Annotated in this window: 12 protein-coding genes and 1 pseudogene; 5 read left to right on the top strand and 8 right to left on the bottom strand. The window is 36.9% G+C overall.

Annotated elements, in window-relative coordinates:
* The first annotated feature begins 27 nt into the window (after positions 1-27).
* The 5 genes and pseudogenes from ACFFIT_RS01105 (at position 28) to ACFFIT_RS01085 (ending at position 7498) form a co-directional block, all read left to right on the top strand.
* Positions 28-1170: a glycerate kinase gene (locus tag ACFFIT_RS01105; protein WP_385875592.1), complete on the top strand. Its 1143-nt coding sequence runs from the start codon at positions 28-30 to the stop codon at positions 1168-1170.
* Positions 1171-1777: 607 nt separating this feature from the next.
* Positions 1778-3142 (top strand): L-cysteine desulfidase family protein, encoded by a 1365-nt coding sequence (locus ACFFIT_RS01100; protein WP_385875590.1) that lies wholly within the window; start codon positions 1778-1780, stop codon positions 3140-3142.
* Between the two features lie 244 nt (positions 3143-3386).
* Positions 3387-4841, top strand: coding sequence for a cation:dicarboxylate symporter family transporter (locus tag ACFFIT_RS01095; protein WP_385875588.1), 1455 nt, complete (start codon positions 3387-3389; stop codon positions 4839-4841).
* Between the two features lie 347 nt (positions 4842-5188).
* A complete protein-coding gene (gene sstT, locus ACFFIT_RS01090; protein ID WP_385875587.1) occupies positions 5189-6391 on the top strand; it encodes a serine/threonine transporter SstT in 1203 nt (400 codons plus the stop codon).
* A gap of 345 nt (positions 6392-6736) precedes the next feature.
* A pseudogene (locus tag ACFFIT_RS01085) lies at positions 6737-7498 on the top strand (IS5 family transposase).
* A gap of 386 nt (positions 7499-7884) precedes the next feature.
* Here the strand turns inward: ACFFIT_RS01085 and nuoN are convergent.
* From nuoN to nuoG, 8 genes are all read right to left on the bottom strand, one after another.
* Entirely contained in the window at positions 7885-9378 is a 1494-nt protein-coding gene (gene nuoN / locus ACFFIT_RS01080; protein WP_385875585.1) for an NADH-quinone oxidoreductase subunit NuoN, read from the bottom strand.
* Positions 9379-9384: 6 nt separating this feature from the next.
* Positions 9385-10920: an NADH-quinone oxidoreductase subunit M gene (nuoM, locus tag ACFFIT_RS01075; RefSeq protein WP_385875583.1), complete on the bottom strand. Its 1536-nt coding sequence runs from the start codon at positions 10918-10920 to the stop codon at positions 9385-9387.
* Between the two features lie 47 nt (positions 10921-10967).
* Entirely contained in the window at positions 10968-12806 is a 1839-nt protein-coding gene (gene nuoL / locus ACFFIT_RS01070; protein ID WP_385875581.1) for an NADH-quinone oxidoreductase subunit L, read from the bottom strand.
* Positions 12803-13117, bottom strand: coding sequence for an NADH-quinone oxidoreductase subunit NuoK (gene nuoK, locus ACFFIT_RS01065; RefSeq protein WP_385875579.1), 315 nt, complete (start codon positions 13115-13117; stop codon positions 12803-12805). The genes nuoL and nuoK overlap by 4 nt, the downstream gene beginning before the upstream one ends.
* On the bottom strand, positions 13117-13686 hold the full coding sequence (gene nuoJ / locus ACFFIT_RS01060) for an NADH-quinone oxidoreductase subunit J (RefSeq protein WP_385875577.1): 570 nt from the start codon (positions 13684-13686) through the stop codon (positions 13117-13119). Before nuoJ ends, nuoK begins: the two co-directional genes overlap by 1 nt.
* 122 nt (positions 13687-13808) lie before the next feature.
* Positions 13809-14351: an NADH-quinone oxidoreductase subunit NuoI gene (gene nuoI, locus ACFFIT_RS01055; RefSeq protein WP_385875575.1), complete on the bottom strand. Its 543-nt coding sequence runs from the start codon at positions 14349-14351 to the stop codon at positions 13809-13811.
* Between the two features lie 13 nt (positions 14352-14364).
* Positions 14365-15339 (bottom strand): NADH-quinone oxidoreductase subunit NuoH, encoded by a 975-nt coding sequence (gene nuoH, locus ACFFIT_RS01050; RefSeq protein ID WP_385875573.1) that lies wholly within the window; start codon positions 15337-15339, stop codon positions 14365-14367.
* Positions 15339-18104 (bottom strand): NADH-quinone oxidoreductase subunit NuoG, encoded by a 2766-nt coding sequence (gene nuoG, locus ACFFIT_RS01045; RefSeq protein WP_385875571.1) that lies wholly within the window; start codon positions 18102-18104, stop codon positions 15339-15341. Before nuoG ends, nuoH begins: the two co-directional genes overlap by 1 nt.
* Position 18105 lies beyond the last annotated feature (1 nt).

Below are 18105 nucleotides of genomic sequence, written 5' to 3'. Positions count from 1 at the left end.
CATACCTAATATAAAATGGAGTCAATAATGCATATTGTTATAGCCCCTGATTCATTTAAAGAAAGCCTTAGTGCGGCAGAAGTGACCGAAATTATACATAGTGCATTTTTGACGAAGTTTCCTAGGGCCACATATAGTTTATTACCTTTAGCAGATGGGGGGGAGGGAACAGTTGATGCTATTTTATATTCTCAACCTGGGCAAAAAATCGATATAGAAGTATTAGATCCCTTAGAACAAAAAATTAGGGCAACATTTGCCCTAATTGATGAAGGCCAGACTGCTTTAATTGAGATAGCCGCTGCTTCAGGACTTCCACTATTAAAAACTGAACAAAGAGATGCAAAAATAACAACAAGTTACGGGACAGGACAATTAATTAAAGCTGCACTAGATAGCGGTGTCAGTAAAATAATTTTAGGTCTAGGAGGTAGTGCAACTAATGATTCAGGTGCGGGTATATTAGAGGCACTGGGGGCAAGATTACTAGATAAACACGGTAATACTTTGCCCAAAGGAGGAATAAAGCTTGCTGATTTTGATACATTAGAACTATCGAACATAGATCCTAGGTTAAAAGAAATAGAATTTATTGTCGCATGTGATGTACAAAATCCGCTTTGTGGAGCTAATGGCGCAAGCCATATTTTTGGAAAACAAAAAGGAGCCTCTTTTGAAGAAAGAGTTTTGCTTGATGCCGCACTTCATAATTTCGCTACAAAAACTGAATTCATCAACCCATCTATTACTTTTGAACATGCAAGTATGGGGGCTGCAGGGGGAGCTCCGTATGGACTTTCACGAATAGTCCCGCAACTTAAAATTGTTAACGGTATTGATTTTATTTTAAAAGAGTTGGGCTATGATGAAGTTATTAAACAAGCAGATTTAGTAATTACCGGTGAGGGGAGGATGGATAATCAGACTTTATCTGGAAAAACGCCGCTAGGTGTTGCTAAATTAGCAAAAGATAATGGCATTCCTGTAATTGGTATATGTGGAATTTTAGGTGATGAAGTTGAAAAACTTGATGACTATTTTGCTGTCGTCTTTCCTATACTAAGATCTTTGAAACCGCTTGAGAAAGTTTTAGCCGAAGCTAAATTTAATCTATATAATACGGCATCAGCGATAGCTTCATTATTAAAAATCAGCGATAAACTGCGTTAAAAATCGTTTAATCCATTTAAAAAAATATCTGTTACACAATTTATCTAATAATTCTTTAGAATAATTGTGTAAGGATAGTATAACTCACAGAAGTTCAGATTTATCTCTAAATCAACTTTATACGATGTCTACGAACTTATCTCTGATCTACAATTCCCTAAGTAAAAGAAATGAATAAAATATATACGTAATAGAAATCAAGATGCAGATTTTGGTAATGTTTAACCTCCACTGAATGGATGTTGGGATACTATCTGCGCCTGTAACTTGATGTAACATCAGTATAAATAGATAATTATAGCTATATTTTATGACTTTAAGCGGGAGTTAATAAGTGTATTTTTTCTTTCTTTAAAGCAATTATCTTTTTAAGTTTCCCTCAAGCAAAAGTGTCTATAAATTCAGTTTGTTAGTGATTATAACAACATAAACATCGTAATCATGAGCTAAATAGTTTTTTAACTCCCCCCAAATATTCAAACAAGTAAAATATCATGGTAATTATGAATAGAAATAATTAATTGCACGGTATAGGTGAAATGAGTAATATGCCTTAAGGCCGATTAGCCGGCAGTGGAAATAATCTATACAAAAAATAGGATGGCATATGTCAACACCAGAAAATCAAGAAAATAAAAGCATTACAAAAAATAATATACTTTGGAATGAATACTTAAAAGCACTTAATCATGAAGTGGTTCCTGCCTTGGGGTGTACTGAACCTATCTCTTTGGCACTTGCCAGTGCAGTTGCTGCAAAATATCTTTTTGGGCATGGGACTTCTGTTCATGAAAAATTTTCAAAGATCAGCAAAATTGAAGGTTTTGTTTCCCCCAATTTGATGAAAAATGGCATGGGGGTCAGTGTACCTGGTACAGGTATGGTCGGTTTACCTATCGCAGCTGCAGTTGGGGCGTTAGGTGGAAATCCTGATGGAAATTTAGAAGTATTAAAAGGCCTAACAAATGATGTCGTCGAATTGGCCAAAAAAATGCTAGATAAAGACAAAGTGTCTGTAGTTATAGAACCCTCAACACCAATTTTGTATTCTAAATCCAGAATTTCAACCGAGACTGAAACAGTCAGTGTGACGATAAGTGATGGTCATACTCATATTGTTAATATTGAAAAAAATGGAGAGACTATCTTTGAAGCAGTCAATGACATAACGTTAAAAAAAGGATCAAATTATGATTTATCACAAGCATCAGTACTATCAATTGTTGAATTTGCCGAGCATATACCTTTATCACAAATTGCTTTTATTCTTCAAGCTCAAGAGTTGAATGACGCATTATCAAAAGAGGGATTAGCTAAAGAATATGGGTTACATATAGGCAGAACGTTGCAAGGCCACATCAAAAATGGTTTATTGTCTGATGATTTACAAAATCAAATTGTTATTCGTTCAACTGCCGCCTCTGATGCAAGAATGGGCGGAGCAGTCTTACCCGCTATGAGTAACTCAGGATCAGGTAACCAAGGCATAAGTGCGACGCTCCCTGTAGTTGTTGTTGCTGATTATTTGCAGGTAGATAACGAAAAACGTGCGAGAGCCCTCATTATTTCACATTTAATTGCTATTTATATACATTCTAAGCTCCCTAAACTTTCAGCGCTATGTGCAGTAAGCACTGCTGCGATGGGCGCAGGAGCAGGTATGGCTTGGTTACTTGCTGAAAATAAATATGCAGCTATTGATAGGACTCTCTCAAGTATGGTGGGGGATATTGCAGGGATCATTTGTGATGGTGCAGCGAACAGTTGTGCTATGAAAGTATCAACCTCCGCTACATCGGCACTCAAATCTGTGTTAATGGCATTAAATGATACAGGAGTCACAGCGAATGAGGGGATTGTAAGTCATAATGCTGATAAATCGATAGATAATTTGTGTCAGTTAGCGCAAGGAAGTATGTTGCAAACTGATGTTCAAATCATTGAAATCATGGTTAATAAAGACAGTTGCTAAATTGTATTATCAATATTTTTTATAATCCTTATCACTAAAAAGTTGTAATGATTAAGTCACAATGTGCTAGAGTGATGAAAGAAATTGAAACGATATAACAGAAAGTTATTGTTCACAACCAACAGTTATAAGACTTTTCCTATTTAAATACAGTAGAATAATACATTAAATGTATTTATAAATTATAGATAAAGTGAAAAAATAAAATTATAAAATATACGGAAACTAGTTTAAGGAGTTGTTTATGACGGATGCACCAAGCAGTGCAATTTTTAATGGGGTACTTTTTCAAAATTTTTTGCATATTACCCACTACCAAACCCTTCTTAGTTTGCTGTTATTAGGCGTTTTTTTCTATGTAATAAAATTCTTACAAGATAAAAAAACCAGTTTCTCAATTAGAATGATGGCAGGGCTTGTTCTAGGCGGAGTTCTTGGATTTGTAATTCAAACAAGTGCAGGCTACCCGCCTGTGGCAACTATGCCTATATGGATGAAAGAAACAGCGACGTGGTACGGTTTATTTGGTCGAGCATTTGTGGCTTTTATTCGAATGTTGGTGATTCCTTTAATTTTTGTTTCTATTGTAAAAGTAATATTAGATTTTTCTGGTAAAGAAAACTTACCAAAGGTGGCGGTGAGAAGTATTTTTTGGTTATTATCCACAACCGCTGTTGCAGCTGTCGTTGGGATAGGTTTGGCCTCTTTATTAGGTTTAGAACTTACTAATACGCAAATCGCTAATACCACAAAAGTTGCAGAGATTAGAGAGTATAAAAACTTAGTTGATACCTTAGTTAACTTAATTCCAAGTAATATAATTGGAGCGATGAGTTCTGATAACGTTGTAGGGCTTGTGATTTTTTCAGCTCTCTTAGGCATTGGGGCAAATCGTATGGAGAAAAAAAATCCTGAAGCGATTGGTGCGTTTAAACTCTTTATCAATGGTCTTTATAAGATTGTTATGTCGATTGCAATGACTATCATTAAGTATATGCCTTACGCTGTAATAGCTCTTCTTGCGAGAACTATTGTTTCTAATGGCATGACAGAAATTTATAACGTATCCTCCTTCGTGCTCGCTATTTATATTGCCACTGCAATTATGCTTTTTATTCATGTCTTGCTTGTAATGATTCATGGAATTTCGCCTTTAATGTTCATTAAAAAAGCCGCTGCGACTTGGTTAATGGCTTTCACAAGCCGTTCATCTGTAGGGACTTTGCCTATGACAATTTCTACCTTGAAAACTCGGATGGGGGTCAATGCTGCCAGTGCTAATTTAGTGGGTTCATTAGGAAGTACCATCGGAATGAATGGATGTGCAGGATTTTTCCCAGCACTTCTGGCCGTTATGCTGGCACAAACCCTAGGAATAGAAATTAATTTGCAATTTTATTTGATGTTAGTACTGGTTGTTGTATTGGGTTCTATTGGGATTGCCGGTATTCCTGGTACGGCAACGATTGCTGCGAGCATTACCTTATCAGGTATGGGAATGGGTGAATATTTTCCGATGATAGCAGTTATTTTGGCTATCGATCCTATCATTGATATGGCAAGAACTTTAGCTAATGTATCAGGTACAATGACTGCTGCGGTTATCACAGATAAAGAAATGGGTACAATGGATATGACAGTGTTTAACGATCCAAGCGTTCAAGTTGATTTAAGTGATGATAGTAATCAAATCAGTTAATTGCTAATTTTTTATCATTATTGGATTTGCTTTGAAATAAAATTTATCTTAAATTAAAGTAAATCCATTAAATAGTTTCAACAACTTACCCTAAACCATATAGCCTTCTTGAGTTAAATCTAAATCCCACTCCTATTCAGTTAATCTTTAAAGTTCGTGCAATTTAACGGATAATGTCGTACTCTTTACGTTTGTACTTTTTACATTTATGAATCCTGTTTGAAAATTTTACAGTAAAGTACAGAATGTCTCTGTAGACAAATAAAATAAGCGATGACTACTATTATTTGTTGTAATTCACGGCAGAAATTTTTTAAATTCTTGTGTTATCTTTTAAGGAAGTTCTTATGATTAAAAAACAACCTCTGATGAATAATATTATACTGCAAATTTTAATTGGTATTATTCTAGGTACAATTATTGGTCTTTATGCACCGAGCGCCGTAGCCCCCATAGGTATATTGGGTGAATTATTTGTTAAGGCTTTAAAATCAGTTGCTCCTATATTAGTGTTTATACTAGTGGCTTCTGCGATAGCTAATCACCGAGGTACAGGTGAACAAACTAAATCATTTAGAGGCATTATAGTTCTCTATCTCTTTGGTACATTTTCCGCTGCTGTTCTGGCGATTATTTTTAGTAAACTTTTTCCTGTAACAATAACACTCCCTAATGCTGAAGTAATGGATACTGCGCCAAAAGGTGTAATCGAAGTGTTAAAGGATTTACTATTTAAACTTTTTGATAACCCTGTCAATGCATTACTCGAAGCTAACTATCTAGGTATTTTACTCTGGGGCATTGCATTAGGACTGGGTTTGATGAAAGCATCTGATACGACTAAGTCTTTATTTGGTGATTTAAGTTCAAGTATTTCATCTATCATTAAAGTCGTTATTCGACTAGCCCCTATTGGTATTTTCGGATTGGTTACTAAAACAGTCTCTGAAAATGGATTAGATATATTTGTTGATTATGCAAAACTTTTAGGTGTCCTACTTGGGGCTATGGCTGTTCTAGCTTTAGTTGTTAACCCATTGATTGTATTTGTGACAACTAAATCCAATCCTTACCCATTAGTCTTTACTTGTCTCAAAGAGAGCGGAATTACTGCATTTTTTACCCGCTCTAGTGCGGCAAATATTCCTGTGAATATGGCATTAGCAAAGAAATTGAATCTCAATGAGAGCATTTATTCTGTCACTATACCATTAGGTGCGACTATTAATATGGGGGGAGCTGCAATTACTATTACTGTTCTAACCCTTGCTGCCGTTAATACACTAGGCATAGAAGTAGATTTATTATCTACTGTGATTTTAAGTGTTGTAGCAACTTTATCAGCCTGTGGCGCATCAGGTGTGGCAGGTGGATCTTTATTACTTATTCCATTAGCTTGTAGTTTGTTCGGTATCAGTGATGAAATTGCTTTTCAAGTTGTTGGGGTGGGTTTAGCGATTGGCGTTATTCAGGACTCTGCTGAAACAGCATTAAATAGTTCTACTGATGTTATTTTTACTGCTGCAATTGATAAGCGCCATAATGCTTAGGTGGAAATAATGTAAGGATATTCTATGAATATGTGCTCATTTAATCATATTTTCAAGTCATTTTAATTGCACTGTACTCTTAAAAGTGACCATTTACACTGCTATGTAAATGGTCACTAGAATTAAATAAATTATTCATGTTATCCTTGCCATAGAATAAAAGTAATTATTTAAAAATTATAGTATTTAACTAGTTATTACTAGGGGCTGTTGACATTTGGTGAACGAAATTTAAGCACGCATAAGTTGGTTGATAAACAATCATTTGAAGTGAAAAGTGTTTGATAAGAGGCATAACGCTTTTATAATTAGTCTGCGAAAATATATTATAAAAGAGTAAATGTCATGCCGAGATTGATTTTATCGGATAGTCAGTGGAATTTTCTACAAAAACTTTTCAACCGGGTTAATATAGGTTATATCAAAGGATCAGACCGATTATTTTTTGAGGGTGTTTTATTTAGGATCCGTACTGGTGTGCCTTGGCGTGATTTACCCACTTAATTTGGGTGCTGGAATGCTGTTTATAAACGATTTAATCGATGGGCTCATAAACAAGGTTTTTTAGAGATTCTAACACAGCTGGCACATATCGCCGATAAAGAATGGGTGTTTGCTGATGGCACTATTATACGTGCACATCAGCATAGCACAGGTGCTGCAACTGATAGCTCTGAAGCCATCGGTACAAGCCGAGGGGGTAATTCGACGACAATACATCTTATTGTTGATAGTTTTGGACTACCTATTTACTTCGAACTCAGTGAGGGACAGCGGCATGATGTAACTCACGCTGAAAGTTTAGTTAAGCATATTGGCGATTTTGAATGTTTTATAGCTGATAAAGGTTATGACTCAAAAGCTTTAAGAGAGCTGATATCGAACCTTAACAAAACACCCATTATCCCAAAACGTAATTATGGCAAGGACTTAAATCCGGGCTCGATTGATAAACACTTATACAAAATAAGGCACTTGGTTGAAAATGCTTTTGCTAGGATAAAACATTACAGAGCAATTGCAACGAGGTATGATAAATTAGAAATTTGCTTTAAAAGCACTATTGCAATTGCTTTTATTATGATGTGGTTGCCTATGCATGTATAAAAAACGCTCTCTAAATGTCAACAGCCCCTAATTATTATATAACACCTCTATGATTAGTGATATCTTGGTATCATCCTGCATATATTTGTGAAGAATTAACCTGATCTATTGAAATGTAATAAAAAGTATTTTGAACAGCAGCTAATACTGTTATTAATTTTCTTGCCTCTTTTGAAGTATACTTCATTTTTTATTTAAATACCAAGACGCCGCCTAGTGAGAATATTTAATTTATCATGCAAGCGTTGATATCAACATTGCTATTATCCTATCTTGGTTTTACTATTTTTTTATAATTAAAGAAGCGATCTACCTAAGTTTAAGGCATAAAAAAGCCGTAGCTTTATATGCAGCTACGGCTTTTAGATTATTCTTAAGAATAAAAATCATCTTAAATTTATTAATGAAAATAAGGGTTCAGGGTATATTCCGAGGAAAATGATCATTATACCAGAAAATAAAATAACTACTCCACCTGCAGTACTGGCCCAATTGTCTGTATTTTTATGTCTTAGTTGGCTATTGTTAGGCGCTCTAAGATAGAGGCTTACCATTGCTCTTAAGTAGAAGTAGATACCCGTAGCACTGCCAAGAATAATAGCACCTGTTAACCACCAATATTCATTATCCACTGCTAATTTAATCATGTAAAATTTCCCAAAAAAACTAGCAGTCAATGGAATTCCAGCCAAAGAGAGAAGGGCGACAGTTAAAATAGCGGCTAAAAATGGTTTGTACCAAAATAAACCTCTATACGAGAATAACTCATCACTATCATCTCCCTTATAAGGGGAAGACATCAAACTGATGACACCAAATGCAGCTAAGCTACTAAATAAGTAAGCCACTGAATATATTGATACTGCATCCATCACTGCACTATCAGATTTATTAGACATTAGTATAACTAAAATGTATCCAAGATGTGCAATCGATGAGTAACCGAGCATTCTCTTAATATTATTTTGAAATAAAGCCATGATGTTGCCAAATAAGATTGAAGAGATAGCCATGATCATCAGTACAATATTTATTGAAGCAATTTCACCCTGTGCAATGCCTGATGTGAAAAAGCGTAAAACAACTGCAAGTGTAGCAAGTTTACTTGCGGTCGCAAGGAATGTTGTAACAGGGGCAGGGCTTCCTTGATATACATCTGGCGTCCATAGGTGAAACGGAACTAATGATAATTTAAACCCTATACCCACTAACATCATTCCAATCCCTGCAAGCAGGATCATGTTTTGTGCTAAGAGTGTATTTTCAAGTCCCAATGAATTGATAGCAATCCCTACGCTCTGAAAATCAAGTAAACCTATTTGTGCGTAAATAAGTGCCATTCCAAAAAGTAAGAAAGAGGAAGCAGTAGCCGATAAAATCAAATATTTTATTGATGCCTCTAGTGAACGCTTTAATTGATAGGTATATCCAACCAACCCAAAGAGTGGAAGTGTTAAAAGTTCAATTCCAATGAAAAATGAGGCAAAGTGGTTTGCATATCCAAGTACTACCCCACCTAATGCAGCTATAGCAACGAGAAGATAAAACTCATCTCTATTATCAGGGTAAGTACTTAACCAAGGATACGCAAACGTACATGTTGCCAAAGTGGCGATTATTACTAGACCACTGAAAAATAATGCAAAATTATCAGCTATAAATAATGCAGTGACATTATAATCAAAGGTTGTGATGTCATTAAAGAGAAAGATAACTGATATCAAAGCCAGATTTAGCCCGATAACGGTAATCGTTGCGTTTAAAAAATGGTTTCTGCGCCAAGCGATGCCTAACATGACAATGACCACAGTTAATCCAATGATTAATATGGGCAATAGGGCAATTAGATCATACAGCGCTAATTGGTTTATAGAAGTCATTGTTAATTATGGCCTTATAGTAGTAGTTGAAGGTAAAATCGCATCAGTAAACAGGGTTTGTACATGCGTCATAGCCCCGACTGAAATCTCTAAAATAGGTTTTGGATAAAAACCTAATAAAATAAGTAAAACAAGCAATGATAAAATAATGGTCATTTCACGTTTAGTCATACCTGCTATGACGGAATCTGATTTTGTTTCCCCAAAGAAAGCTTTTTGTACCATGATAAGTGAATAGGCTGAAGCAAAGACTAATGCAAAAGTCGCTATTATGATTATCGAAGGGGCAACACTAAAGCTACCAATTAAAATCATAAATTCACCTACAAAATTACCTGTTCCAGGCATGCCTAAATTCGCAGCAGCAAACGCTAAAGAAAAAGCTGGTATCCATTTGATTTTTGACCAAAGTCCTCCCATTTCTCTTAAGTCTCGTGTGTGTAATCTTTCGTAGATCTGACCACAAATTATAAATAGTGCAGCGGCAGATAAACCGTGAGCAATCATTTGTATAACTACACCTTGATAGGCAACTAAATCACCAGTATAAATTGCAATTAAGACAAATCCCATGTGAGAGATACTCGTATAGGCGATAAGGCGCTTAATATCTGTTTGAGAAAATGCCATCCAAGCACCATAAAAAATCCCAATCAGTCCGAATACCATTACGATAGGGGCAAAGCTTGCTGACGCCTCTGGAAAAAGAGGTAAACAAAAACGTAATAATCCGTATGCTGCTGTTTTAAGTAATATACCTGCAAGATCAACAGAACCTGCTGTAGGAGCTTGACTATGCGCGTCAGGTAACCAACCATGCAATGGAACTACAGGCATTTTCACGGCAAAAGCAATGAAGAAACCTAACATAAGCATAAACTGAGTAGTTTCATTCATTTCAACATTTAGAAGGTTATCATAGGCAAAGCTTATCACATCAGTATTTCTGTAGTTAATAAGCACCAAGGAGATGATCGCTATAAGCATTACCAATCCGCTTGCTTGTGTATAAATGAAGAATTTAGTTGCTGCTGAAATTCTTGAACGACCTGTAGCGGCTTTGTGGCCCCATAATGCAATTAAAAAATACATTGGGACGAGCATAAGTTCCCAGAAAACAAAGAATAAGAAGAGGTCTAGGGCGAGAAAGACTCCAATGACAGCACCTAATATCCAAAGTAAATTTAAGTGGAAGAAACCGACATAATGCTTTATCTCTTTCCATGAACACAAAATAGCCATAATACCTAATAAGCTGGTCAGAATAACCATTAATAGCGAAAGACCATCTACTGCTAGGTATAATGATATCCCTAACGAAGGGATCCAATCTATTTTTAAAGGAGGATAGGGCCAAGCTTGCTGGCTTTGCGCAGGAGAGAGATCGTATGATCCTTGTCCCAATAAATAAAGAGAAATAACTAATGTTAATCCCATGGAAATTAAGGCTATTGAACGAGGAGAACGACCTCCAAGCACTTCGATAAGCCAACAAAGTAATCCGCCGATAAAAGGGATAAGAATAAGCCAAAGTAGTATCATGGCGTGTTATCTTCCTTGTAAGTTAATTAAATAACATAACGCGAGCGTTATAACCAAAATAATAAAATAAGTAAAACAATTGCACCAATAAGCATCGTTGCGGTATACCAACGAGTTTGTCCATTAGCTGTTAACGTCAACCCTTTATTTGCTAATCTAACGAGCCATGTGGTTGAATCCACCGTTTTGTCTAGCGGATCTTTATGTAAGATTTTCGCAATAAATAGGAAAGGTTTAACAAATAACCAATGATAAAGACAGTCGAAACCCCAAGCATGAAACCATAAGTTTGAAAGTATTTTACCGAAGGTACTGGCTTTGATGATGTTGACTAGTTTGCGTTCTCCTTGGTACAGTGCAAATGCAATCAATACTCCAACAATAGCGACAATAGAAGAAATAATTGCTATGGTGAGATGTGCATCATTGGCATCTTTTAAATCTGGCAACACATGATTCAAAGGTTGGGGTATGAATGCGCCAACAGTTGTAGATAGAATAAGCAAAATAATTAAAGGTAAATGATGTGTAATACCATTTAAGCCATGAGCTTCTGTTTTTTCCTCGCCATGGAAAGTAAGAATTATCATTCTAAAGGTATAAATCGAAGTCAATAAAGCACCAAATAAACCTGCAATCATTAACCCATTGTCACCATTCGCGTGTGCACCTATTAAAATTTCATCTTTACTAAAGAAACCCGCGGTAATAAGTGGTAAAGCGGCTAATGCACCTCCACCGACTAAAAAGCATAGATAAACCAGTGGGATTTTTTTTCTTAACCCGCCCATTTTAAGCATGTTTTGCTCATGATGACAGGCTAATATCACAGAACCTGAAGCTAAGAATAACAACGCTTTGAAAAATGCATGTGTCATTAGATGAAAGATAGCAGCATCCCAAGCTTGAACGCCTAATGCTAAGAACATGTAACCGATTTGGCTCATGGTTGAATAGGCTAAAACGCGTTTAATGTCCGTTTGCACTAGTGCTGCAAATCCTGCTAATAATAAAGTCACGGCCCCAACTATACCGACAAAATGTAGAACTTCTGGTGCGTGCAGGAATAGAACATGATTTCTAGCAATTAAATAGACGCCTGCAGTCACCATTGTAGCAGCATGTATAAGCGCTGAAACAGGGGTAGGTCCTGCCATTGCATCTGCAAGCCAGGTTTGTAAAGGTAGCTGGGCAGACTTACCTACAGCGCCACCTAAAAGCATAAGAGTTGCCCAAGTAATTTCAGGTGAGCCGGCTTCGAGTTTTGCTGGGATAATTGTGGCCAACTCCTGCATGTTTAGTGTGCCAGCAGCTTGATAGAGCATAAATAAACCAAAAGCTAATAGTACGTCACCTATGCGCGTAACAATGAATGCCTTCATAGCCGCCGCGCCATTAGCAGGATTTTTAAAATAAAAACCAATCAATAAGTAGCTACATAATCCAACGCCTTCCCAGCCAAGATATAAAACCACCATATTTTCAGCAAGGACAAGTATTACCATGCTAGCAATAAATAAATTAGTGTAAGCAAAGAAACGAGAGTATCCCTCTTCACCACGCATGTAATAAGAGGCATAAATATGAATTAGGAAACCTACGCCTGTGACTACACTTAACATGGTCAATGATAGACCATCTAGTGTCAATGAGAAGGGAATGTTAAAACTTCCTGCTTGCATCCACGTCCATAGGTGCAGAGTCATATGAGCATCAGGCGTATGACTCATGTAGTTAAATCCGACAAATAATGTTGCCAAAGCAGCAATACCCACGGAGGTAATTCCTATTGTAGCTGCCGTATTTTCTTTTAAATTTCTTCCCCAAAAGCTTAAGATAATAAAGCCTATGATAGGAGAAATAATGGTTAAGGGTAATAAACTCATCCGCGCATCTCACTTACTGTATCAACATTAAGGGTGTGGCGACGACGATACAGTTGTAGTAATAACGCCAACCCAATACTCGCTTCAGCTGCTGCAAGTGTAATTAAAAAAATGTACATCACCTGACCATCAGCAGAGTTATGTGCAGCACCACCGACAATAAATGCAAGTCCCGCTGCATTAATCATCACTTCTAAGCTTATTAGCATAAAAACATAGTTACGTCTTATCAAGAGACCTGTAAGTCCTAGAATAAATAAAATTGCAGCAATAATAAGACCATGCTCAATAGGAATTCTGCCATCTAACATTAGTTATGCTCCTGTTGATTGCGACGGGTGATCTCGTCTTTTAATACTTCTCCATGAAGTGTCAATTCTTGAGGTGTTTTGTCACGACCAACGTGAAATGCCACGACAAGACCCGCTAGTAACATCATAGAGGCTAATTCTACGCCAAGCACATAAGTGCTGAATAAACTTATACCAATTTCTTTTGCTCCAATAGGCTTAACTTCATATAGGCTTGGAATACCTTGTAAATGACTAATACCATAAACTAGAGTAAGCAGTAACAAAAAAGATAAAAGGGCAGGACCAATCCAAACTGAAGGCTTAAGCCACGCTTTTTCCTGCGCTTCTACTGTATGTCCTAAATTTAGCATCATCATTACGAATACAAAAAGAACCATGATGGCACCTGCATAGACAATGACTTCTAAAGCTCCAGCAAAATATGCGCCTAAAGTAAAAAACATGCATGCTACAGATAGCAGTGACACGACAAAATATAGTAAGGCGTGTATTGGGTTAGTATGCGTTATCGTTCTTAAGGTCGCTAATATGGCGATAAGCCCCGATAAATAAAATGCAATTTGCATGCGGTAGTTCCTCGTTATTACAGTTTTAATTAGAGTGTACATAACAATAAAAAAGCTAATTAAAACCAACAAAAAATAGGGTCAAAACAATTTACAAAACATTGAAAAAACTCACTTAATAATTAAGGTAATAAGCTTTTCACATCTATTGGTTTTGCTTCGTTTTCAGCATCACCTTTGTCTTTGTTATTTATCGCCATACCTGATTGTCTATAAAAGTTGTATTCATGGTATTTGCCCGGACCTGATATCAATAAATCTTCTTTTTCAAAAACCAAGTCTTGTCTTTTAAACTCACCAAGCTCAAAATCTGGAGTTAATTGGATTGCAGTTGTTGGACAAGCTTCCTCGCATAACCCACAAAATATACAACGCGAGAAATTAATGCGAAAGAATTCAGGATACCACCGCCCATCTTCACGCTCACTTTTTTGTAGTGCAATGCATCCTACAGGGCATACAACAGCACAAAGATTGCAAGCGACACAACGTTCATCACCATCAGGATCTCTTGTCAAAACAATACGCCCTCTAAACCGCGGAGGCGGATTAACTGGTTCTTCAGGATACATTCTAGTTTCACGTTTTTTAAAGGCATTTAAGCCAACCATTGAGATACTGCGCAGTTGAGTGTAGAAACCAACGGCTAATTCTGTCAACGTCATGGTCTTACCCCAATTATTGATTTAAAAGTATAAAATACGCCGTCACCATTAAATTGATAAGAGTGAGTGGCAAACAAATTTTCCAGCCAAACGCCATGACTTGATCATAACGAGGTCTTGGTAGTGCAGCTCTTATGAGTATGAACATCATCATAAAAAAAGCAGTTTTTATAGCAAACCATAAAAAAGGAGGTAGGAATGGTCCATGCCAACCACCAAAAAATAGGGTAACAATTAAAGCGGATACAGTGACTATACCTATGTACTCTCCCACAAAGAAGAGACCGAATTTCATTCCAGCATACTCTATGTGATATCCATCGGCAATTTCTTGTTCAGCTTCCGGTTGGTCAAATGGATGTCTATGACATACTGCAACAGCTGCAATAGCAAATGTCACAAAGCCAAAGAATTGCGGGATAATATTCCATAGACCTTGTTGAGAATTAACAATAGCCATGAGATTAAATGAATCAGCTTGTGCGACTACGCCTAGTAAGGACAAACCTAAAAATACTTCATAACTAAGCGTTTGTGCTGAAGCACGCATTGCACCTAATAGTGAATATTTATTATTACTTGACCAGCCGGCAAATAGGACTCCGTAAACACCGAGTCCCGCCATCATAAAGAAAAAGAGTAAGCCAATATTCAAGTCTGCAACAACCCAATTAGGTGTAATCGGAACAATAGCAAAAGCAAGCAATAAAGAGACAAAGGCGATAACAGGTGCTAAAGTAAATAGTAATTTATCAGAAAATTGAGGAACCCAATCTTCTTTAAAAAACATTTTAAGCATATCTGCAACTAATTGTAGAGATCCACCATATCCGACTCTATTCGGTCCATATCGACCTTGAAATAACCCAAGCAATCTTCTTTCGAAAAAGCTCATTAGGGCACCACAGATTACGACAACAAGTAAAATAACAACCGATTTAAGAATAGCAGTTAATACAGTCATTACTTCAGGAGTAAACCATGCCATTATTTCATCTCCTCTGTCGCTTTGATTTCTATCGCATCAATCACTTTGATTAATTGAATTTTCTCATTAGCATAGGCCAAACTTAAATTAGGAAGACCTAGCGGCAATCCGATCGAGTTATCAACAAAATGGTCGTCAATTTCAGCTTTGAAGATAAATACAATTTGGCCTAATGAAATTTGTACTGTTACCCCATTTTTAATGCCAAAGTTTTTTGCTACATTCGAGTGCACCTTTAAATAGGGCTTCGTCAATCTATCTTGCATAACTTCTGATTTAGCTGATAAGTAATCAGTACCAAATAAATGAGGTAGGGATATAATCTGTAGCCCTGTAGGCTGCCCGTTAGTTTCACTACTATTAGAAGAAAAATACGGGATTTTGCCAGCACTATTGTTCAATAGACGACAACCTGGATCACCATGTTTTAAGTTTCCACCTACTTCATTTTGAAATTTATTCCAAGCTTGAGGCGAGTTCCAGCCTGGTGCCCAAGCAAAAGCAATCTCTTGTCTCTTAGCAGCAGGTTGATTATTGCCCTCCATTGAAAAGGCAAAAGGAGAATCTTGATCTTGTGGCTGACGAGGTTCGTGCACACTTTTATCCGCCAGCATAGACGTACGGCCACTGTAACGATGTGGAGAACGAGCCAGTTTTTGGCCTTTAACTCTAAAATCAGCATCTAAAGATAGTTCACTTAAGCCTTTAAGCTCAGGGTAAGCTGTTTCACAAGATGACATCATGGCATCGAAATTATTAATCTCAACAGCTCTTTCATGATTCATATGGATCATGATATCACTTATCCAGCGCCAGCTCTCTTGTATTAAATTTGTTTTCTCATAGAATTTAGGATCATAGACTTTAAAGAAACGCTGTAATCTAAATTCATGGTTTATGACTGTACCCATTCCTTCAGCAAATGAAGCGGCGGGAAGAATTATTTTTGCTTTATCTTTCAATTTTGTTGTTTGATGATCGATGACAATCAAACGATTAAGTTTCTTTAAAGCATTATCAACCGCGTCCATTGTTGCATAGCGATAGAGATCGTTTTCCAAGGCAATCAATACATCTGCTTTACCTTCGGTGATTTCTTGTAATGCCTCATCAAGACTGTTATTAGTCAATATTGGCATACTCATGCTATTCACATCAGACGCAACAAAAGTAATCCCGACTTCTTTCCCCGTATTTTTTAAAGCCATCGCAATATTACTCGCAGCTTTTATGAGCTCATTGTCTTTTGCTGTAGTACCCGCGATAATGAGAGGTTTTTTAGCACTACTCAGTGCACTTGATATCATCTCGATTTCTTGTGTAAAGCTATTATTTACTTGTATATCAGAGAGTGTTGCTTTTGCATCAATTTTGTTTGCTATGGCAAAGCCAAGTGCTGCCTGCACATCTGTTGCTATGTTAAGGTGCAATGTTGCCATGTCTTCCAAACGAGTTTGGTGCGTACTTGTTATAAATAGTGGGAATTTTGCTCTTTGACCAATATTTTTTACGGCCGCAATTTGCCATTCGGATACTCTGTCCTCATTCGCCATAACATGTGCTTTACTTTTTATTGCTTGACGTACACTTAATGCTATTCTTGCAGCACTTTGAGTGATATCTTCACCTAAGATGATTATCGCATCATAAGATTCTATTTCACGTAAGCTTGGTGTGTAGACACCACTGTTTTTTAATACACTGTAAATTGTTATTAATGAATCCAATTCTTTTCTGTTTACACCGGCATAAAAATTTTCCGGGCCTACAAGTTTTTGGAGTGCATAATTACTTTCTAAGCTCGCACGGCTTGAACCTATGGCAATTATTCTTTGAGCATTTTTGATTAGATCAGCTGTACCTTCAATCGCTTGGGCTTGACTAGTAAGATTAACTGCATCAGTACCTCGTTTTTGGATTGGTTGTTTTGGTCTGTCTTTTAAATTTACATAGCCATATCCAAATCTTCCTCTATCGCATAAAAAATAGTGATTTACTTCACCGTGAAAACGATTTTCGATTCTGCGAAGTTCACCATATCGTTCACCAGGACTTATATTACAACCAACAGAACATTGTTGACATATGCTAGGTGCAAATTGCATATCCCATTTACGATTATAACGTTCAGAATGTGTCTTATCAGTGAATACCCCGGTAGGACAGACTTCAACTAAATTTCCGGAAAACTCATTTTCTAAAACCCCTTCTTCAGGTCGTCCAAAATAGACATTGTCGTGAGCACCATACACACCAAAATCTGAGCCGTCAGCATAATCCTTGTAATATCTTACACAACGGTAACAGGCAATGCACCGATTCATTTCATGTGATATGAATGGGCCTAAATTCTGGTTTCTGTGTGTTCTTTTAGTAAAGCGATAGCGTCTAAAACTATGACCAGTCATGACAGTCATATCTTGCAGATGACAGTTACCGCCTTCTTCACACACTGGGCAATCATGCGGATGATTAGTCATAAGCCATTCAATGACACTTTCACGAAATACTTTTGCTTCTTCATCATCGATGGAGATGTAAGTATTATCCTGAGCTGGCGTCATACATGACATAACTAATCTTCCACGTGTATCTTCAGCATTAGCGTATTGTTTGACCGCGCATTGACGACAAGCACCTACGCTTCCAAGCGCGGGATGCCAACAAAAATAGGGGATATCTAAGCCAAGTGAAAGACAAGCCTGTAATAGGTTGTCGGAACCATTGACTTCATATTCTTTTCCGTCTACATGAATCGTAGCCATA

It is taken from the genome of Thorsellia kenyensis (assembly GCF_042432445.1).
GTDB lineage: Bacteria > Pseudomonadota > Gammaproteobacteria > Enterobacterales > Thorselliaceae > Thorsellia > Thorsellia kenyensis.
The sequence above is the reverse complement of the archived record's forward strand: the minus strand, read 5'-3'. Positions and strand labels throughout refer to the sequence as shown.